Source organism: Ramlibacter sp. MMS24-I3-19, assembly GCF_050320135.1.
In the GTDB taxonomy this organism is placed as follows: Bacteria; Pseudomonadota; Gammaproteobacteria; order Burkholderiales; family Burkholderiaceae_C; genus Ramlibacter.
The window spans coordinates 1642004-1661332 of the sequence record NZ_CP190017.1 but is presented as its reverse complement, the minus strand read 5'-3'; the positions used below and the strand labels follow the sequence as shown (position 1 = coordinate 1661332).

Here is a 19329-nt window from a genome sequence, read left to right as displayed (position 1 = left end):
AGTGCTTTTCTGGGTGTACTCGCTCCGCTACCTTGGTCAGCGCCGCAGCGGGAGCGTCGTTGCGCGCGAAGGTTTGCTGGGAGAGCTCGTCATGGCCCCGTATGAGGCGGGCTGGCATGGTCGGCAAGTGCACTTGGCGCAGCTCTTCAAACCTGGTACGGCGGTCGAGATGCTTCCCTCAATCATCGAGGCGCGTGTCGCCGGCGTCCGTAGGTCCTTGTTAATCACCGGGATGGAGCAGGTCACGACTGGCCGCAAGAGCATCGAGCGCTACCGGCAGACGTGGCTGTGTGCCCACGAGCGCATCGCGCCGATCGAGTGGGCCGCGCGGCCGGCACCTAGGCGAGCGCAGAACTACACTGGCTTCGACCCGGCGGACGACGACATCGCGTTCTAGCAATGACGGACAACATCTTGGTTGGCACGGCTTCATGGACCGACAAAACGCTGCTCGAAAGCGGCCGGTTCTACCCACCGGAGGCAAACACGCCGGAGGCTCGCCTGCGCTTCTACTCAAGCCAGTTTCCGATGGCGGAGATTGACTCCAGTTACTACGGCATCCCAGCGCCGCAAGTCGCGCAGAGTTGGGCGGAGCGCACGCCGGAAGGCTTCGTGTTTAACGTGAAGGCGTTCCGGTTGTTCACAGGCCACCAGACGCCTCCGCACGTGCTGCACCGGGACATCCAGCAGGCGCTAGGACCAAACCCGCCAAAGCATCTGTACTACCGGGACACCCCGCGGGAAGTCCGTGAGGAACTGTGGCGCCGCTTCAAGGAGGCCTTGGCGCCGCTGCGCCTCAATGCCAAGCTGGGTGCGGTGCACTTCCAGTTCGCGCCTTGGCTCGTTCGTAACCGGGACGGCATCGCGCACCTAGAGCACTGTGTCGAGCAGATGCAGGACTATCTGCTATCAGTCGAGTTCCGCAATAAGACTTGGCTGGATCCCGAGCGCGTCGCAAAAACCATCGACTTGGAGGCCCAGCTGGGCGTAGTGCACACGGTCGTCGATGGTCCGCAGGGCTTCGTGAACTCAGTGCCTCCGATCTGGGAGGTGACGCACCCCGCCCTCAGCGTGGTCCGACTGCACGGACGAAACGCGGCGGCGTGGAATAAGAGGGTGGAGGCATCCTCGAGCCGGTTCGACTACTGGTACAGCGAGACGGAGATCGACAGTCTGGTCCAGCCTGTCGAGGGTCTCGCCTCGCAAGCGGCTGCCGTGCACGTTGTGTTCAACACGAACTTCGAGGACCAGGGTCAGGTCAACGCCCGGCTGATGATGAAAGCGCTCAAGGGTCGCAAGGCCGCATGAGGCGCCGGACGTCGTGATTCCGGTATTGGCCGGGAGCAGACCTCCTGCAGCGATGCAACGTGAGTTAGGTGCTCGCGAGGGCACCCCTAAAGCGCCGCTCCTGGACGCGGTTGACAATGGCGTGAACTGGAGACGCTCATGCCGTTTCGTTTGGTCTGCGTTCTGCCGGTCCTTACGCTTGTCGTAGCGGCCACGGCGCACGCTCAGTCGCTCAACTCTGGCGAGTGCATTAGCGACCTCGATGCGCTCGCGCCGTACATGCTCGCCAATGATGCGGGCTCGGCGGACTACGTCGCGCAACGGGGCCGCGCCAGCTTCGATGCGGCATTGGCGACTGCACGCACAACGGCAGCTGCAGCGCCGAACGACCAGGCCTGCCTGAAAGTGCTTCGCAACTACCTGAGATCCGCGTTCCGAAGGAGCCACCTCAGCCTGCGACAGATCGACCCAACTGTGCCAAACGCCGTCCGGGCATCCGCGGGAGCGCCTTCTTTCCGCCTTCTGTCGCGTCAGACTGCACTCATCATCATTCCAACCTTCGCGGACCAAGCAGGCGCTGCCATTGAAGCGTTGATAAAGGAGCACGCCAAAGACATCGCGCAACGCCCGAACTTATTGGTAGATGTACGCGCGAATGGCGGAGGCTCAGACTGGACATACAAGCCCTTGCTCGCGCTCGCCGAAGCGAATATCCGCCGTGACGTTGGCGCCCAAATTTGGGCGACTCCCGCCAACGCTGCGGCGAGCCGCGCCGCATGCGATGTATTCGCTCCGCTCTCGCAGCAATGTCGCGATCGTATGCGGCAGGAGGCCGAGGCGATCGACCGCGCGCCCGCAGGAACGTTCATCGCCCAGCCCGGCGAGCGGCCATTGGAGATTGTCGAGCCGCGAGACGTCGTGCCGCATCCGCGGCGCATCGGCGTGCTTGTAGACAAGGGTTGCGCCAGCACCTGCGAGGAATTTCTGATCGCAATGCGCCAGAGCTTTAAGGTCAAGCTGTTCGGCCAGTCGAGCACCGGCTCACTCGACTACTCGAACCTGCGGCCATGGACGCTGCCTTCCGGAAAGAGGCGACTGATGTACGCAACGACGCGCTCCCTCCGCTTGCCCGAGTTCGCGGTTGATCTTGCAGGCATTCCGCCCGACCAGGTGCTGCCCACGCCGCGCGGGGCCGAGGATCGGGAGCGGGAACTCGCCCAAGTGCAGCGTGTTCTCGAGTCCGCAAGGCAGTGAAACTGGCCGCCTAGTCCGCTTCCGGCCAGGAGCGGCCCTTACGATCTGAACTCCTGAACCAGGCCCTGCCACCAACCTGACGCTAGGCGGTGCTCGCGGAAAGCTCCTCCGGTGTACGCAGTTATCGCGGCTCTCCAGAACACTTGCGCCGCAGAGTTCTCCGCCATTTGACCCACCTGCCAACGTCCGCGGTGCAGGTCGAACACAGCGTGAGCTGTGCGTTGACCGATCCCCCGGCGCCGATACTTCTTCAAGATGAAGAATTGGTCCATCCAGAAGTCACCGCCGGGAACCTTCGTGGCTGAATCCACGAGGGCAAAACCCGCCAACCTGCCATCGCACCTCACGACATAAGGGTGGCAGTTCGGGTCAGACCAGTATCGGGCCAAGTCATACCCGTACTCACCACCTTCATCGAGATCTTGATCCCAGATGTTGGAGAGATCGTGCTGGTACAGCTCCAGCATTCTTGAAAGTGCAGGCCGCTCGTCGGGGACTGCACGGAGTACCGCAAAGGTTGCTGCTTCGGCCATCTCACAATGATCCCACGGCGGCTGCTTTCGGCCAGAAGCAGCCGTAAGCGGACGCGGCGATAGTCCAACGATCGGGGCTGGGGGATTCTCCCCGAACATCTAGGGGTCACACACCACGCAGGTTAGCGTCACACCAATGGGTGCGTCATCTGGCCCGGCGGGAACGAACGTCGAGGCGGGCGCTCGGCACCCGAAGCAGAAGAGGTATTCCTCGTATCTCGCGGGTGTGTCATCAGCAGAGCGGCGCGCGTTTGTGCTCGCGATGATTTCGTTCGCATGTGCGCGCGAGACTCGCATGTGTACGCGGCCGCAGCGTGGGCACTTCACTTCCATAAGTGGGTTCATCGATCCTCCGCAGGAGCTCTCACTCGTCATCGGATCCGATTCATGCCGGCCGACGCGCGATGACTGTAAGTACAACCACGCGTGCCCAGCAATCAATCACCCAAGAAGGCTTATGGTCAGCCAGTAGATGCCAAAGAACATCTACGGATTCTGCAAGTTAGGTCACCCGAAGCGCGGGTCCGGTCCTGGCCGGAAGCGGACTAGGCGGCCAGGTTCACTGCCTTGCGGACTCGAGAACACGCTGCACTTGGGCGAGTTCCCGCTCCCGATCCTCGACCCCGCGCGGCGTGGGCAGCACCTGGTCGGGCGGAATGCCTGCAAGATCAACCGCGAACTCGGGCAAGCGGAGGGAGCGCGTCGTTGCGTACATCAGTCGCCTCTTTCCGGAAGGCAGCGTCCATGGCCGCAGGTTCGAGTAGTCGAGTGAGCCGGTGCTCGACTGGCCGAACAGCTTGACCTTAAAGCTCTGGCGCATTGCGATCAGAAATTCCTCGCAGGTGCTGGCGCAACCCTTGTCTACAAGCACGCCGATGCGCCGCGGATGCGGCACGACGTCTCGCGGCTCGACAATCTCCAATGGCCGCTCGCCGGGCTGGGCGATGAACGTTCCTGCGGGCGCGCGGTCGATCGCCTCGGCCTCCTGCCGCATACGATCGCGACATTGCTGCGAGAGCGGAGCGAATACATCGCATGCGGCGCGGCTCGCCGCAGCGTTGGCGGGAGTCGCCCAAATTTGGGCGCCAACGTCACGGCGGATATTCGCTTCGGCGAGCGCGAGCAAGGGCTTGTATGTCCAGTCTGAGCCTCCGCCATTCGCGCGTACGTCTACCAATAAGTTCGGGCGTTGCGCGATGTCTTTGGCGTGCTCCTTTATCAACGCTTCAATGGCACCGCCTGCTTGGTCGGCGAAGGTTGGAATGATGATGAGTGCAGTCTGACGCGACAGTAGTCGGAAAGAAGGCGCTCCCGCTGATGCCCGGACGGCGTTTGGCACAGTTGCGTCGATCTGTCGCAGGCTGAGGTGGCTCCTTCGGAACGCGGATCTCAGGTAGTTGCGAAGCACTTCCAGGCAGGCCTGGTCGTTCGGCGCTGCAGCTGCCGTTGTGCGTGCAGTCGCCAGTGCCGCATCGAAGCTGGCGCGGCCCCGTTGCGCGACGTAGTCCGCCGAGCCCGCATCATTGGCGAGCATGTACGGCGCGAGCGCATCGAGGTCGCCAATGCACTCGCCAGAGTTGAGCGACTGAGCGTGCGCCGTGGCGGCTACGACAAGCGTAAGGACCGGCAGAACGCAGACCAAACGAAACGGCATGAGCGTCTCCAGTTCACGCCATTGTCAACCGCGTCCAGGAGCGGCGCTTTAGGGGTGCCCTCGCGAGCACCTAACTCACGTTGCATCGCTGCAGGAGGTCTGCTCCCGGCCAGAAGCACCCGTGAGAAGTGGGGGCCCGCCGGTCTGAAGTCGATGACTTCGGGTTCTTCAGACCGAGGCTCTAGACCACCAGCGGAATTTCAGAACCGCGTCGCGTCAGCCCACAACGCTGAAATCGTCGGTCAGTCGGACCCAACAATGTGGTGTTGACCCCGACGCGCGGGAAATCGCTGGAGCTGGATCGCCAGGGTACGGACTTGGTGGGCGGCAACTTGCCACTCAGCCCAAAGAGCGGCGTCGTGCCCGTGTTGTCCGGGGTGCAATCCATGCACTTTCGACCAAAGGGCGCGCTCGATTGCGCTCGCTTGGTCATAGCTGCTTTGCAGCTCTGACAGCCTAGTCGCAGCGTCAACGGCCGCTTCAGTCTTGTTCTTCTCTTGGCTGGGCTCGGTCATGCTGGTCGCGCTGTTCCTTCATGCGCGTGAAGGCGCTTGAGGCGCCTTGGCCCGAACCTTGGTTCTGCGGCTGCTGTTGCTGCTGCTCGGATTGCTGATCAGAGGGGTTGCCCTGAGTCATGCGTGACTGCCTCCTGAGACGTGGAAACGCAACCGGGAGATGCCAAGCAATAGTAGATAGGCTTGCTCTGCAATGCAAGCTTAGGCGAGCACTGACTTCTGGTGGCGATTTCGGTACCGTCCGGGGGCAGCAGCGTTCGTCGGATGGGAGCGATCACGGCCTCGCAGATTGCGATCTACCATACTGGACGTCCGGAGAAGTTGTTGCGCCGGTTTGGCGGACGCAAGTAGCAATGCAGCCGGTTCGGGCGCTAGCTGGCGACCAATGCTCTCGGACCGCCCATCGACGAGATGTCGGCTAGCGGCCAGAAGCGGAAGTGCATCGCCCGAGCCTGTGCCTCAATCAGAACCCGCTCTTCCGGCGATGAAGAGCGCTACTCCCGCCATCGCCACTAGCCAGCCCAATGCTATGACGAGCGCTCCTGGCCTTGGTGAATCTGTCAATAAGCCAAGAACAAACCCAAAGTCGCTGATGACGAAACCCAGGCACGAAACTCTCCAGCCTCGGCGGCTTCTATCGGCGGTCCGGCGATCGACAAACACACCTACGCCTGCCATCAGCAGGAGAAGCCCTCCTGGTGCGAAATAGATCGCGAGAGGATGCGTCATGCGAATCAGGTTAGCGTTCGGAGGTCATCGCCGGATCAACGGAGCTTACCCCGGAGCCACCGCGCCAGATGTCCGGTGCCGGCCAGCAGCGGACGTGATCGGACTGCCCCCTCCTAGCTAAGATCATCGCGAGTTCGGCTGCGGGAGAGAGCTTGCGCATGAAACTCCTTGCCTTGGCGATGTTCGTCGCCCTGACCCTCACTTCCCTGCCAGGCGCAGCCGCGCCCGTGAACGAATCCTGCGGCACACCGCAGCTGACGGACGACGGCTGGGGCGTCGAACGCGATGCCCGGCTAGCAGGCTTCGACCAGGGCCTCCTGTGCGATGCGGTGCGGAGTTTCTTGCACAGCTCGCGCAATCTGCACGGCTTGGTTGTGGAGCGTCACGGCCGGCTCGTAGCCGACGAGTATCGGGCGGGACCGGACCGGTCGACGTACTCCCTTTGGGCAAGACGGATCCGTTTCGACACCGATGTGGCGCACGATGTTCGTTCGATCACGAAGTCCGTGGTGGCATTGCTATGGGGAATCGCGGAGAGCGAGCGGGCCGCGCCTCCTCTTGACACACCCGTTCTTGACCTGCTGCCAGCCCTGGTGGACTTGCGCGGTGGCGGTCGCGAACGTATCACCGTGGCCGACATGCTTTGCATGCGCAGCGGCCTGGGATGGGATGAGAGCGGCGGGTATGGCCGATGGACGAATGACGAGAGAGGCCTGCTCTGGCGTGGTGACCGTGCCCGTTACGTGTTCGACAGGCGAGTTGTCACCCCTCCGGGCACTCAGTTCAACTACAACGGCGGCCTCACCGCGGTGTTGGGACTACTGCTGGAGGAGCGGACCGGCTCAAGCCTGCAGGACTACGCCCGTCAGAAGTTGTTTGAGCCGCTCGGGATCCGCCAGTGGGAGTGGGTGACGGACGTGCGTGGTCGCGCGCGCGCGTACACCGGCCTGCGCTTGCGTCCGCGTGACCTGGCGCGGATCGGCCGGCTCATGCTCGAAGGAGGCCGCTGGCAGGGTAGGCAAGTCGTTCCGGAGGCTTGGGTCCGTACCATGCTTGCGCCTTGCGGGCCACTCGAGGGATTCGGGCATCACTGGTGGTCTGGTGCGGTGCGGGTGCGCGGCAAGGAAATCGTCTGGCATGGAGCTCTGGGGAACGGCGGCCAGCGCTTGTTCGTTGTTCCGGCCCTGGACCTCGTTGCCGTGATGACGGCAGGTGAGTACGACGACGGAAACATCGGCCGCGCGCAGCAGCACCTGCTGCAGCAGGTGGTCGCCGCCACTCTCGAACATGCCGGGGTGGAGGGAGCCGTCCACGCGTCATCCCCCGCCGGCGCGGAGGCTGTGGTTCCGGTCGAGACGCGTGCGACCTTGCGCTCCATCACTGAGGAGGATCACGGCAAGCGCGTGTACGTGCACCTCAAGGTGGCACCGGGAGCGAATCTGCCTTTCACGACCCTGCGCTTCCGCGTGCCGGATCGCGCCGTGCTGCGTGGCATGCGCGAGGGCGCCAGTGTGAAGTTCCGGGCTGAGCGCATAGATGGGGAGAACACGCTGGTGGCGATCCGGGCCGTGCCTGCATGCGTCCGATTCCAGCCTTGCGACTGAACCTGGCCAGCATGGAGCGCTGCCGGCCGTCCGCTACTGACCGGGAGCGGCCGTCCGTTTTCCCCTCTACAGCGGGCAAAGCACGTCTTGCTCAGGCCGCTCCGTCGGACGCCAAGTGCGAGTAGATGGCGAACGCGCTTGGTTTGCCGCGCACGAAGCGGTATTCCCTCAGGGAGCCTTCCCGCCGGAAATTGCAGCGCCGAAGAACAGCGTGAGAGCGGCTGTTCGACTCAAGGACAGTGGCTTGTACCCTGTTGATTCCGACATGACGGTGAGCCCATCGGAGCATCAGGCTGGCAACGTGCGTTGCGATCCCCTTTCCCCAGTAGCTGGGATGAAGGTCGTAGGCGAGCTCAGCCCTCCGATCTCGCCACCACAGGGAATGGAAACCGACAGTCCCAACCAACTGCCCGCTCGACCGGCTACAGATGGCCAGGCGGAGCATCGAATCTGGCGTCGCCGCACTTTGGGCCCGCGCATAGTCGGCTAAATCAGCGCTGCTCCCGATTTCCCAGCTCGTGTGCTCGTAGACGATCGGAAGAGAGAGGTACGCAAACCAGTCCTCAAGGTCGGATGCGGCAATCGGTCGGAGATCGACCGCGGGGTGGTCGCACTCCGGCAGCTCGCTGTAGATCATCGTTGAATGTTAGATCCTGGTGCGCAGTCCAGCGAGGTCTTCGCGTCGGCCGAGGCGGCCCGGCGCGCTGGTGTCGGCCAAGAACAGCCTACGCGAACAGAGCTGAGCGCCCTAGTTGCCAGCCTTCTTCACTGGAAGCCACGAGCAATCCTTCCCGCCTCTCAGACGCACGATACTCGTCGCCATCGGGACGGCGGACTACACCACCGGCCTCCTGAAGCAGCAGCGCTGGCCCCACGTGATCCCAGGGTAGAGTGCGCCAATACAGCACGACGTCGCACGCCCCAGAGCAGACCTTCGCGTAATCGACTGCTGCAGGATTACCCTGCGTCTGGAGCTCCATATGGGAGGCGCCCACCAGCACACGCTCCTTCAGTTCAGGGGGAGAAACCGCGTCTTGATGATCGCCCGAAGCTTCGCATTTCGCGTTGGCGTGACCTGCAGGCGGTCGCCGTTTCTGAACGCCCCAGCTCCGATCGCAGCTGTGTACATTGCACCGGAGATCGGGAGGTAAGACCAGCTCGACACGCACTGGCCCTTTCGCATCAGAGCAACCAGGACCCCAAACTCGTTCGATCCCGCAACGAAATTGCTGGTGCCATCGAGAGGATCAATAAGCCAGACATCCCCGTCGGAATTGAGCCCCCCAGCAGACTGGCATCAGCACTGCATGCCTCTTCGCCTATAACCAGCGAGCCCGGACTGAGAGCACGCAAGCCTTCGGTCAAGAAGATTTCCACGTCACGATCGACGGACGTAACCAACTCCCCGGGCGTCTTCTCAGTAATCTCGCCCGAAACTAGGCGCTTGAAGCGGGGAAGCATTAGCTCCTGACTCGCTTGCACTAGAAGATCGGCGACTCTGTGATGCATCTTGCGAGGCTAGCACGACCTTAGTGCGAGGTCTGCTTCCGGCCACCAGCAGACATCACTGCACGTGCCAGTCAAAGCGCGCTTCCCCCAGCGTGAAGATCCCGATCCCGGATGACTGACGTGCAACCGGCTACATCCGAGCTACCTCCTTACTGCCCTGGACATGCGGACTACGCGGTCGTGCCGTGCAAGCGTGGCAGACGGTATGCCGCACAGGCCATCGAGCAACTCGTACCGAGGGCTGCACCGCCCCGGCAAAAACCTGGCCGACCACGACATCACAGTGACCTCGGTCGGTCTTGGTCGAAGGTCTTATGTAACGAACTACCCCGGGCCGATTTTGGGGTTCCCAGGCCACCTCTCAAAGTCGTAGGACCTGTCCTGCGTCAGCTAGCTGGCTATCAGTCGAAACGATTCCGGCGTTTGTTGACAGATCCGCCCGCCCACAGCTGCTTGTGGCGGCGTCCGGACCTGGAGGCGAGTCGTTTGGCGCCACTTTGTCTAAGGACAGCGAAGAGCTGACGCCCACTCGCTGATTGGCGTCGCTTGAACATCCTGGCCGGAAGTCGCGCCGGATTCGGTTGCGAGTTGGTCCCCCATCGCGAAACGGGGTTGTGCCTCCACGCGAACAGAGACGGTCATCCAGTTTGCCTAGGACCAAATGCTGCGTATGACGCGACTGCCCTGTCAGGATTAGCAGGAGGTGGCAACTCCTTTGTGCTGAAGCATAGGGAAAGACCTCGTAAGGCGGCGTATTCCAACATTCCGAATCTCGCTACTGTCCGCGCCAGACGCCTGCATGGTGCGGGCGTCCTTCGGAAAGGAATAGGAAACGCCATGACAACCTTTGCGGCTTTACCGGACGTTCTGATTCAGGACCCCGCCACGCAGCGTGCGTTCTTCATCTCGGCGGCACATCTAGAGGCGAAGCACCGTTGCACCGAAGGCGATCTCGCGCGCATCAACGGCGGCACGGTCACGTTCGTGATCCCGGATGACGACTTTCTCCAGGAAGCGCCTCCGTTCAAGGCCTCGGCAGATATCGAGACCTCTGTGCTGATCCAGTATCCGACAGGCGGGCGCTCGTATTTCCTGTCGCGCGCCGATCTGGACCAGTACGTGTGCGACAAGCCGATGGAGTACGGCTCCTACGGCATCTCCTTCGCGCTGCCGGTCGGCCTCGAGGAGATTGAGACGCTACCGATTTCGCTCATCACGGCCCTGCAGTCCGGGGAATCGGGCTCGGGCAAGGGAAATTCGATTGCGCCGCCGACAAGCCCCCTGGACTGGTCGCGCCCTCGCGCCTAGGCAGCCGATCGGGCGAGCTGGGCCACAACGCCCGGCTCGCCACTGAAGGAGACCACATTGAAGACCCTCGTGGATCGCGACTGGAGTGCCGTTGCCGCGCAGTTGGAAAGCCGCACGCCGCGGCACGTGGTACTCGACGACTTTCTGACGCCCACCGCAGCCGAGCGAGTTCACAAGGAGCTGCTGCAGCATTGGGGTTGGCGGAAGAAGAACTGGGTCAGCGCGCACCTGCACAACGCAAGACCGCGCATAGAGACCTGTGCATGCATTGCGACGGAATTCATTCAAGCGGCCGGCCCAGTCATCGATGGTCTAGAGATTTGCGATTACTGGGCGCTGCTGTACCCAAAGAACTCTACCGGAAATGTACACGCCGACGCTGGAAGACTGACCCTGACGCTCTGGCTCACTCCGGACCGGCACAACCTCACTGCTGGAACGGGTGGTTTGGTGCTGTACGACGTCAACCGCCACCCATCACAGATGCTGCGCGAATACCTCGTGCCACCAGCTTCTGTTCACTACGTCCGCAAGCACTCGGCTGGCAACCATATCCACATTCCGTATCGCTGGAATCGCGCTGTACTCTTCGACGCGACGACATTTCATCGAACGGACGACTTGCATTTCGACATTGCTGCTGGCATGCACGCGGCCCGGATGAATCTGTCCTTTGCGATCGACAACTTGGCTGAATACTATGAACAATTCGAACGTGACGGCAGGCGAGAGAAGCACGCTTCTGAATCCGCACCTGCTGCTTCTGCAGACGAAGCTTACGAGCCCGAATAGCCACTCGGGCGGCCGCTGGGCGGTGTTCAACCCGCTCAGTCGCAAGGCTGCTGTTGCGGTCGGCAAAGATTGCATGCCAAAGCTCGTGGCGCTAGCGACGGAACTTTCCTCATCGGACGCTGAGCGGCGTCGGCATGCGATCGCTCAGGTGTCGCAGCCCTACTACCAGTCGCTGCTGGACTTCGGGATCGTGACAGCACATGAGACCACGATGCCGCCGCTGCGCTCAAGCGAACGCAGATTTGTCGGTCGCTACCACGCTTGCGTGCACAACTTCGATTGGTTTGACTATTTCGACCCGGAGTGGCGCCAGAAGGACGACTACCGGATGCAGCAGTACCAACGGCAATCGTCCCCACCGCCCAATTTCACAAGCATGGAAGGCGAACTGACGGCGTTACCTGACGTCGACTTAACGTCGGCCGATGAAAGCCTAACCCTGCTGCATCGCGTCAGTGCGGTCTTGCGGTGGTCTCTGGGGCCAATCGGCACCGTGCCCGGCGGTCCTTATCTCTGGCTGCGACGAACGAGCCCCTCTGGCGGCGCGCGCCATCCGACGGACGGCTATCTGGTACACAACGGGGCACTTGAGGGAATTGCGGCAGGAGCGTACTGGTACGACTCCAAGAGGCACGGCTTGGTTCTACTGCCGGATGTCAGGGTTAGTGGCATTCAGCCAGACGAAGTGAGGCTCGTGTTCACCTCGCACGTCGCACGGCCGATGTGGCGTTACCGCGATCCATGGTCATATCGCCCGATGCTCATCGATGTGGGACACGTTATGGAAACCGCGTCTCTCGTTGCGGATCACTTCGGCCTGGCGGCGCTCGCCATCCCCACACCCGAAGGCATGCCGATCACCAAGCACCACATGGCTAACGCAGACGTGGCGGCACTGTCCCTTGCGGCAAGCAATCGGAGGCCACAAGTGCCGCCTCCTCCTGGGGAGTACATGCAGTCGCCAAGTGACACCAGCATGGATGGGGCCGTGATCACCAGCCCATTTGTCTACTTCGTGTTTCGTGACGGTGAGCTCGTCGCGCGCAGCGCTGAAGGGGCGGAATCCGAACTGCCCGTCAGCCCAGATGCGTTCGTCCTGCTTTCGCATTGCCTGCCAAGCACTAGGGATGACCGCATCACCACACGCAACCATCTCCTAGAGCACTTTCCTGGTGTCTCCGCCGGAGACCTAGAGGAACTCGAGCGGCGCCGCATCCTGATGTCGCGCGTGCGTGCTCACGCCGCATACAGTGCGACGTGGCCGTGGGTCCAGCACGGCTGGTACATGTCGCTGCTTGCTCACGTCGAAGGGCTCGGGCTGCGTGCGTATCACGCCGTGACAACCGCGCCTTTGGCGCAGACCACCGGGTCTGGCCTCGTGCGGTCGCTGCTGTCGCGCAGGACGTGCCGAACATACTCACCGCATCCGCTAGAGCCAGACGCCCTCAATGCTGCGCTGCAGGACGCACTCGCGACCCTGCCGGAATCAGCGCGTCTAGACACAGACGTTTACGTGTGGTTCAACGCAGAGGCGCGTCGAGCCGAATCGAACGCGTTCTTCTATGACTGGCGAGCGAACCGGCTTGCATATCGCGAAGGGCGCCACGTGTGCCGCGCTGACATCCGCCGCTTGGCAATCGGCCAACTGTGGGCTGCCGCGGCGGGCTCGGCGGTGTTGCTACGAACGCGCATGGGCGGCGCGGAGGGCTACATCGACGCGATCACGAGGCTCGGGCGGATAGGTCAGCGGATCTGCCTTGCTGCCACCGCCGCTGGTCTCGGCGTGTTTGAGACTCCTGCGGTCAAGGAGCCGGTTGCCGCGGAGTTGCTCGGTCACAGCGATTCTGCAGTGGACAGTGACATCTACTATTTTCTGGCCGTCGGCCACAGTGTGCAGATCGCAGGGGATTTCGGTGCAGTCTCCGCTTAACTCGCCGGCGCAGGAGAGTGACTGGGACGACCGTGATCTGCTGACGACCACCGCGCCCGGGAGTTACTTCGCGCGCAACGTATACGCGGTGAGCTTCGGCATTGCTGATGGACGATTGTTCGTGTTCGACGAGCAGGCAAGCCAGCTCCGCGTGATGCGGGCGCCGCCAGCAGGCGTGCTGGTGTCTGGGGAATGAAGAGGCGGCGCTTGTGCTACTGACCCGTCCGACGGCGGCTGCCGTAGTGGCAAGTGCGGCACTGGTCGTCGCGCAGGATGCTGCTGGCCAAGCGCCGGCAGCATCTCTTCCACAGGTGAGCATTTCAAGCTCACGTTCCGCTTCGAACGACCTACATACGCAGAGCGTAGTTGTCTTCGACCGCCCATATTTGGAGGGGACCGGTGAATTCACCCTCGGACGCATCCTCGAAAAGCTGCCACCCATCTCGCGCGACCAAGCCGGCTACCCTGCATTGCGAGGTCTCGGAGACGGCCGTACACAGATCCTGATAGACGGTGTTCAGGTTCAGGGCGCTGCTTTGCTCGCGGCACTCACTACGCTTCCATCCGGCCTGATTGAGCGGGTGGAGATCACATTCGGCGCGGCAAGTGACACGAGCGCACAGGCCATGGCCGGCACCATCCAGATCGTGACGCGCTCGCCGCATGACTCGGCGCCAAGCAATCAGATTCGGGCGCTCCTCGCGGTGAAGGACGGGCGCGGCGAGCCGAAGTTCTCCTTCCAGACTAGCGGCAAGACTCCTTCACTCTCGTATGTTCTCGCCGGGTTTGTGCAGAGCCCGGTCGATCCACGTCGCATCGTCGTGACGTCCGCGACATCCCCCACGTCGGCAGACGCACAAAACGAGTTTGCGAGTTCGTCTCGATCCTATGACCTGAGTTTGTCCGGAAAGACCGCGAAGGATATTACCTCCGCGCTTGAGCTTGGCACCCGCCACGCATTCTCCTATTCGTCGGCACGTACCTCTTCCCGGCTAGTCGCAGCCCTTGACCCGCAACCCTTAATCGCCACCAACCAGGCCGGCGAGACCTTCCTGGAAAACGAGCTCAGATTGAGCAGCCGGCGTTCAAATGAGCCGAACTTGGAGCTGTACGGTGTTCAGCGCGTGAACATATTGCGCAACACGCGCGTCACGAACACGGGTCAGGACAGGCTGCAGGAATTGCTGGGTAATCGGGAGGTCTCGGCCAATAGTCATCTAGACGGGCTGGTACTTGGGGCCAAGCGGGTCTCCCGTGTGCGCGAGCACCTGCAACTCACGCTGGGCGCTGAGCTAAGTAATGAGTGGCGCTCGGCCCGCCAACTTTCAATCGGTGAAGCCGGCGGCGACTCGAGTACACAGTCCGACCGGGCCGGCAACACGTTCGCCAAGCTCGAAGGGGACCTCAGCAAGACCGTCTCTGCTGATGCTGGCATCCGGGCGGAGTTCCTTCATCGAACGGTCGACAGGAACCAGCGCCGGTTCCAGGTCCTCGCGCCTTCGGCCGGACTGCTGCTCAAGTTACCCACGTCAGACCTCTTTTTCAACCGGCTGCGCCTTTCAGCATCCGAGTCCTATCGGCCGCCCAAACCACAGGAGCTGTCGCCGATCGTCAGTTACAGCGACATCAACTCTCTGTTTGCGCCGGACCGGCTTGGCAACGTTCGCTTGGCAGACGAACGCGCTACCGGCTTAGACGCCACGCTTTCGCGCGACTACGGCACCGGCAGTAATGCGGCTATAGGGCTGTTCCGCCGCGACATACGCCACCCGATTGTGACCACGTATGCAAATGGAGGTGGGCGCTGGCTGCTCTCGTTCTCAAACGCCAACTCAGCTGTTGTGACTGGCTTGGAGGCACGGGGCAAGTTAGTGCTGCGTGACGTCTGGCCCGGCTCATTTCCATGCTCGCTAAGGCTGGACCTTCGCTCAACGTCCGTATCGCTACCGGACGGCGGCAACAGCCTCACTGGAGAGCCGACCCGAAGCCTTGTGATGGGCAGCACGTGCACGCTGACGCGCCTTAAGGCGGAGTTAACCGCAACCCTTCGCGAGGTCGCTTGGTACCGTTCGAAGCTGCCCGGCGCTACTGTCGAAAGCCCACAACTGTCGTCTCTGGGGTTCTCATATGTGCAGGATCTCAGCAACGACGCGAAGCTTCGCCTCGACGTGACCGAGATTGGCCAGCATTGGCAGACCCGGTATGCCCAAGCGCAAGACATCGCCGAGACCTCTGTATCACGCCGGTATGCGGTGTTCACGATGGCGGTTGACGTCAGATGGTGACTACTCTGCCCGGCACCAAAAAGGAGTAGCTTGTGTATAAGACAGATCTCTTCCTGCTGGGAGCGCACATCACAGTGCTGTGCGTCCAGAAGGAGACTCGCGACTCGATCGAAGTCTTTTTTGACGGTGCTCTGGCGTCACAGGTGATGGGCTACGCGTCTACGCCAGACTACGAGATTCGCATCGACGGGCCGTTCTCGCGAGAGCTGATCCGCGGGAGGCCTCCCGAATTCGGTCCGCTTACCGGAGTAAGTGTGACGCCTCGCGGGGGCGAGAGGATCACGCCATGGCACCATCTTTCACCGCCCCTTCCACCAACCGAAGCAGGTGTATTACGCAAGCGCTTCGTAGGCTTCCATGCTGCCGCCGTCATGAACGGCAGCGGTGCTGCTTGTCTGCTGGTTGGTTTGCGAGGCAGCGGCAAGTCGAGCCTATCAATTCGACTTGCGCAGCAGTACGGCCACGTTCTGCTTACCGATGAAGAAACGTTCCTGCATTCACGCAGCTTGTTTGTCGAGCCGTTCCCGCGCGCTGTCCACATTGGAACGTCCAGCACCGAAAAGGTGGCTACGTCGTACGTCGACGCAGGTCTGAAGGCACCAATGCACGGAGGAGTCGTGCGCACGGTCTTCCTCCTGCAGAAGTCCGCCAGCGGCGCATCCTGCATCCAGCCCGTGGGTCCTGCGGACGCGCTGATGGCACTTCTTCAACACCAGCGCGCATGGGGTAGTCCCCCGCTGGATTCGTACGCAACGACCGCCAGGATTGCTGGGCAGTGCCAGGTGTTCGTGTGCCGCTGGAGCGAGTTCGGGCAGATTGCAGGTCTGGCCGCGGACATCGATGGGGTGTTGAGTTCGGTGATTGGCCGGCAAACGTCGGCAGCGGCCTGAACATGAGCGGAGGCTCTTTCTCGACCCGAGGCCTCGCGCGTCGAGCATATACGGCGACGCCGCCAGCGATATGGGCTGCGTGGCTTGCCGCCGTGGTCCTTGAGGTCGGTTGTGAATTAGGGATCCCCAAGACGATCCAGTTGCTCCTCAGTGACACCGGTCCGGTGTGGCTTCCACTATCCGGATCGTTTCTGGCCTTGTTGCTAGCGATTCTCTACGTCTTTCGCTTCTTCGCCTCCTTGTGTAGCACATGGTCCCTCCAGGTCAACGAATGGAAGATTGGCGGCGTGCTTCGTGGCGCGTTGCTCGACTCCCAATTGCGGCGCCGCCGGGTCATCCAGACTGACGCCGGCGGCACCGTCGAACTTCTAGAAAACGACGTTTCGCGCGCCCGCGCGCTTCTTGGAAGTACGGTACCGGCGCTGCTCGTCTCGGGCTTCACGATCCTTGGCGCATTGGTTGTGGTCGCTTACTCGAACGCGTACGTTGCGCTCTGGCTTGTCATCATCACCGTGACGACAATCTACAGCCTGGACGCAATTCGGAGACGAGCGAGTGCGGCTTGGGAGGCGGCGGGCGCAGCGCGCAAGCGCACGATCAGCTTCGCGGAGTCAGTGTTTGCTGGATCGCTGGACGTGTTTGCTAACGATCACAGGACGTTCGTCTCTCGAGTGCTCGATCGACTCATCGCGCAACAGATGCAGACCGTTGGCGCGGCGTACACCCGCGAGCGGCTCGTGTGGCCGTTTGCCATTGCGCTCTTCGGCCTCTGCCATGCGGTTTCCTTCGCGATCCTCACCTACTCCAGCGTTGCTGACCCCGCGTTGTTTGTGGCAGTTTTTCTCTATACGGAACTCATCCGTCGTCCGGTGGAGGCGACGGTTGGCACATTTGCCAATTTGCAGGATGGCTTGGCCTCGCTCCACAGAATTGCGACGAGTCTGCACCAGCCGGACGAGCCGTCTAAAAGATCGGCTGCTCAGATGTCCCGCCTCAAAATGGACTTTTGGTCGGAGCCATTGCGCTACTCCAGCGCGTCGCCTCTGATCTCCGCCGGCACGATAGTTGTGGAGCCCGGTGAAGTCGTACTGTTACAAGGCAGGACTGGGTGCGGGAAGTCGACGCTCGCTCAGTTTCTGGCCGGAATATCTCAGGCGAGTGGACCACCAGCGCACTTCGCCGGTCCGCTGCCGCGGATCGCGTATTTCGGACAACGCGAGCCTATCTTGGCGCTTTCTCGCGCCGAGAACATCCGGCTCTTTGCCCCAGACGAGAGCCTGCCAAAGGCACTGCTCAGATCCGCCTCAAGTCTGGGCCTTTTGCAGACTGACCTCGACGTAGCCGCCTCGCCGGCGCAAAGCGAGCGCGATACGCTTGTGCTGCTTCGCGGTCTGGTCTGCGGCTCGGATCTGGTGATCTTTGACGAGCCATTCGCTGCGTCGGAGGCGAGCACGATAAAGGCCGCAGCAACGCTGCTGAGGCAGTACCTGGGAACCCGCAGCTGTATCGTCATCAGCCATCGGCCCGAGTGGGGTGACGTCGCAGATCGCATATACACACTTTCTTCAGGCACCATGGCATTGCACCAGCAGACAAGGAGCGCCGCACGTGAAACCGCTTAGCCTCTGGTGGCACATCGTTCGCTTGACGCCCGGGACATATCTGCAGCACTCGCTCGTTTGGAGCGCTGTATTCGGAATGCCGATCCTTATTGGCTACGTCGCAAGCAGAGTAGTCGCCACCTCTGGCCGAGATGGGCTCGTGGCGGCCTTTCTTGCTCTGTGCCTGATACGGGGCGTAATCGTGACGTTCGGCGATCGGCTCGAGGTCACCCTGACACACCGAACGATGGGCGCATACCGCAAGGCTCTGGTCCTTTCCGTCTCTACAAGCTTGGCAGCGGCCACACGAGCGCGAGCGAATATCGGGCAGTTACTGGCAAGTTTTCAACGGGACACAAACGCTGTCGCCACATTTGCTTGCGCGTCCAGCATCACGTTGTCGCGGACTGCATTTCTTGTCGTCGCCTTTGCTTGGCTCGTTCGCATCAATGCCCCGGCCGCGGTGTTTGCCGCATCCGCGACGATCGTGGGATCCTTTGTAGTAGCCAGACTGACAGCAATTGCGTCGCGCCAGTCCAAACAGGTCGAAGTAGCTGCGGGCGAGGACACGCACTTGCTGCACTCGATCCTTGGTGCTGCCTCAAGTATTGCGACCACTGGCACGGCGGGCGCGTTTACCAAAGTGCTCGCGAGATCCTACGACAGGAGGACGCGGGTAGGCGCATCGTTAAGCCTTGGCAGCGCCGCACAGCAGCAGTTCCCTGTTTTGCTCCTGTCTCTGCCGGTCGCAGCAATGTTTTTGGATGCGCGCGATGCGTCGGATGCGTCTTCGGTGTTGCTGGCTATCACGCTGTTGGGGTTCGTCGCCGACAACGCGGCCAAGCTCACGCGCATCGCATTTTTGTACGTTCAAGCATCCGAGGCCGTCGAACGGCTACATGGATGGCGGGTGGCCGCCGCAGCCGAGGACAAGCCAGAGCAGCCGGTTGCGCCGCAGTTTGACGCAGGCGATCCAATGACGGTGGTCGCCGCCGCCGCGACCGAGCAGGAATTGATCACCGCATCGAGGTTGTCGCTGGAGCACCCGGGCATTCTGGTCTCGGATGGACGCTTCAGTTTCAACGCCTCGGCCCTTGAGAACCTGCTGCGGGAGCCCGAGGAAATAGACCCTGATCTGTTCTTGAAGTGGTACCGGGCACTGGGATTCACCCACGATTTTCCCGGCACCGAGACATTTGAAGCCGCTCTCGCACAGCTGGCGCGCACTCCGTATGCCAACTTGTCTGGCGGTCAAGCGGACCGGCTCCTATGCTTGAGAGTTCTTCTGAGTGGCACAAGAGTAATCGCAGGGTGGGAGCCCTTCACTGGCGTGGACGCCAAGACCCTGCACTCACTGGTACAAAATTTGCAGGGGGGCGGAGTGCGCCAGATCTACGTTAGTGGTGGGGGGCGGATCATCGCGCCGACGGATAGGTGA

17 protein-coding genes and 1 pseudogene are annotated in these 19329 nt (G+C 61.9%); 12 read left to right on the top strand and 6 right to left on the bottom strand.

Going from position 1 to position 19329, the window contains the following annotated elements; all coding sequences use genetic code 11:
- The first annotated feature begins 1 nt into the window (after position 1).
- From ACPWT1_RS08270 to ACPWT1_RS08260, 3 genes are all read left to right on the top strand, one after another.
- Positions 2 to 397, top strand: coding sequence for a hypothetical protein (locus ACPWT1_RS08270; RefSeq protein ID WP_427914892.1), 396 nt, complete (start codon positions 2 to 4; stop codon positions 395 to 397).
- Between the two features lie 2 nt (positions 398 to 399).
- The gene (locus tag ACPWT1_RS08265) at positions 400 to 1308 is read left to right on the top strand and encodes a DUF72 domain-containing protein (protein ID WP_427914891.1); all 909 of its coding nucleotides are present in this window, start codon (positions 400 to 402) and stop codon (positions 1306 to 1308) included.
- Positions 1309 to 1446: 138 nt separating this feature from the next.
- Positions 1447 to 2541, top strand: coding sequence for a S41 family peptidase (locus tag ACPWT1_RS08260; RefSeq protein WP_427914890.1), 1095 nt, complete (start codon positions 1447 to 1449; stop codon positions 2539 to 2541).
- A gap of 38 nt (positions 2542 to 2579) precedes the next feature.
- Here the strand turns inward: ACPWT1_RS08260 and ACPWT1_RS08255 are convergent, their stop codons facing one another.
- From ACPWT1_RS08255 to ACPWT1_RS08245, 3 genes are all read right to left on the bottom strand, one after another.
- Positions 2580 to 3074 (bottom strand): GNAT family N-acetyltransferase, encoded by a 495-nt coding sequence (locus ACPWT1_RS08255; protein WP_427914889.1) that lies wholly within the window; start codon positions 3072 to 3074, stop codon positions 2580 to 2582.
- 559 nt (positions 3075 to 3633) lie between these two features.
- Positions 3634 to 4728: a S41 family peptidase gene (locus ACPWT1_RS08250; protein WP_427914888.1), complete on the bottom strand. Its 1095-nt coding sequence runs from the start codon at positions 4726 to 4728 to the stop codon at positions 3634 to 3636.
- Between the two features lie 480 nt (positions 4729 to 5208).
- Entirely contained in the window at positions 5209 to 5364 is a 156-nt protein-coding gene (locus ACPWT1_RS08245; RefSeq protein WP_427914887.1) for a hypothetical protein, read from the bottom strand.
- A gap of 766 nt (positions 5365 to 6130) precedes the next feature.
- Between ACPWT1_RS08245 and ACPWT1_RS08240 the strand changes: the two genes are divergently transcribed.
- Positions 6131 to 7576, top strand: coding sequence for a serine hydrolase (locus ACPWT1_RS08240; RefSeq protein WP_427914886.1), 1446 nt, complete (start codon positions 6131 to 6133; stop codon positions 7574 to 7576).
- 91 nt (positions 7577 to 7667) lie between these two features.
- Here ACPWT1_RS08240 and ACPWT1_RS08235 read toward each other — a convergent pair whose 3' ends face one another.
- The 3 genes and pseudogenes from ACPWT1_RS08235 to ACPWT1_RS08225 all read right to left on the bottom strand — a co-directional run.
- Positions 7668 to 8213 carry a GNAT family N-acetyltransferase gene (locus tag ACPWT1_RS08235; RefSeq protein ID WP_427914885.1) on the bottom strand — a complete coding sequence of 182 codons (546 nt, stop codon included), beginning with the start codon at positions 8211 to 8213 and terminating at the stop codon, positions 7668 to 7670.
- A gap of 88 nt (positions 8214 to 8301) precedes the next feature.
- Positions 8302 to 8733: an inositol monophosphatase family protein gene (locus ACPWT1_RS08230; RefSeq protein ID WP_427915524.1), complete on the bottom strand. Its 432-nt coding sequence runs from the start codon at positions 8731 to 8733 to the stop codon at positions 8302 to 8304.
- Positions 8640 to 8843: pseudogene (locus ACPWT1_RS08225) on the bottom strand (inositol monophosphatase family protein); the annotation flags it as partial. The gene ACPWT1_RS08230 and the pseudogene ACPWT1_RS08225, both read right to left, overlap by 94 nt.
- Before the next feature lie 1079 nt (positions 8844 to 9922).
- Here ACPWT1_RS08225 and ACPWT1_RS08220 point away from each other — a divergent pair.
- The 8 genes from ACPWT1_RS08220 to ACPWT1_RS08185 all read left to right on the top strand — a co-directional run bounded on the left by ACPWT1_RS08220 (position 9923) and on the right by ACPWT1_RS08185 (position 19329).
- Positions 9923 to 10393 carry a hypothetical protein gene (locus ACPWT1_RS08220; protein ID WP_427914884.1) on the top strand — a complete coding sequence of 157 codons (471 nt, stop codon included), beginning with the start codon at positions 9923 to 9925 and terminating at the stop codon, positions 10391 to 10393.
- A gap of 57 nt (positions 10394 to 10450) precedes the next feature.
- Positions 10451 to 11185, top strand: a complete 735-nt coding sequence (locus ACPWT1_RS08215; RefSeq protein WP_427914883.1) for a hypothetical protein — start codon at positions 10451 to 10453, stop codon at positions 11183 to 11185.
- Complete coding sequence (locus ACPWT1_RS08210; RefSeq protein WP_427914882.1) at positions 11094 to 13115, top strand: nitroreductase family protein; 2022 nt, start codon at positions 11094 to 11096, stop codon at positions 13113 to 13115. Before ACPWT1_RS08215 ends, ACPWT1_RS08210 begins: the two co-directional genes overlap by 92 nt.
- Entirely contained in the window at positions 13099 to 13311 is a 213-nt protein-coding gene (locus tag ACPWT1_RS08205; RefSeq protein WP_427914881.1) for a hypothetical protein, read from the top strand. Before ACPWT1_RS08210 ends, ACPWT1_RS08205 begins: the two co-directional genes overlap by 17 nt.
- A gap of 13 nt (positions 13312 to 13324) precedes the next feature.
- A complete protein-coding gene (locus ACPWT1_RS08200) occupies positions 13325 to 15400 on the top strand; it encodes a TonB-dependent receptor plug domain-containing protein (protein ID WP_427914880.1) in 2076 nt (691 codons plus the stop codon).
- Positions 15401 to 15432: 32 nt separating this feature from the next.
- Positions 15433 to 16290 (top strand): hypothetical protein, encoded by an 858-nt coding sequence (locus ACPWT1_RS08195; protein ID WP_427914879.1) that lies wholly within the window; start codon positions 15433 to 15435, stop codon positions 16288 to 16290.
- Positions 16291 to 16382: 92 nt separating this feature from the next.
- Positions 16383 to 17912, top strand: coding sequence for an ATP-binding cassette domain-containing protein (locus ACPWT1_RS08190; protein ID WP_427914878.1), 1530 nt, complete (start codon positions 16383 to 16385; stop codon positions 17910 to 17912).
- Positions 17899 to 19329 carry a hypothetical protein gene (locus ACPWT1_RS08185; protein WP_427914877.1) on the top strand — a complete coding sequence of 477 codons (1431 nt, stop codon included), beginning with the start codon at positions 17899 to 17901 and terminating at the stop codon, positions 19327 to 19329. The genes ACPWT1_RS08190 and ACPWT1_RS08185 overlap by 14 nt, the downstream gene beginning before the upstream one ends.

What these genes read in the sequence shown, in the direction of transcription:
- ACPWT1_RS08240 (WP_427914886.1), top strand. Translation starts at nt 6,131, where the DNA reads ATGAAACTCCTTGCCTTGGCGATGTTCGTCGCCCTGACCCTCACTTCC.
- ACPWT1_RS08265 (WP_427914891.1), top strand. Translation starts at nt 400, where the DNA reads ATGACGGACAACATCTTGGTTGGCACGGCTTCATGGACCGACAAAACG.
- ACPWT1_RS08210 (WP_427914882.1), top strand. Translation starts at nt 11,094, where the DNA reads ATGAACAATTCGAACGTGACGGCAGGCGAGAGAAGCACGCTTCTGAAT.
- ACPWT1_RS08235 (WP_427914885.1), bottom strand. Translation starts at nt 8,213, where the DNA reads ATGATCTACAGCGAGCTGCCGGAGTGCGACCACCCCGCGGTCGATCTC.
- ACPWT1_RS08245 (WP_427914887.1), bottom strand. Translation starts at nt 5,364, where the DNA reads ATGACTCAGGGCAACCCCTCTGATCAGCAATCCGAGCAGCAGCAACAG.
- ACPWT1_RS08260 (WP_427914890.1), top strand. Translation starts at nt 1,447, where the DNA reads ATGCCGTTTCGTTTGGTCTGCGTTCTGCCGGTCCTTACGCTTGTCGTA.
- ACPWT1_RS08250 (WP_427914888.1), bottom strand. Translation starts at nt 4,728, where the DNA reads ATGCCGTTTCGTTTGGTCTGCGTTCTGCCGGTCCTTACGCTTGTCGTA.
- ACPWT1_RS08220 (WP_427914884.1), top strand. Translation starts at nt 9,923, where the DNA reads ATGACAACCTTTGCGGCTTTACCGGACGTTCTGATTCAGGACCCCGCC.
- ACPWT1_RS08255 (WP_427914889.1), bottom strand. Translation starts at nt 3,074, where the DNA reads ATGGCCGAAGCAGCAACCTTTGCGGTACTCCGTGCAGTCCCCGACGAG.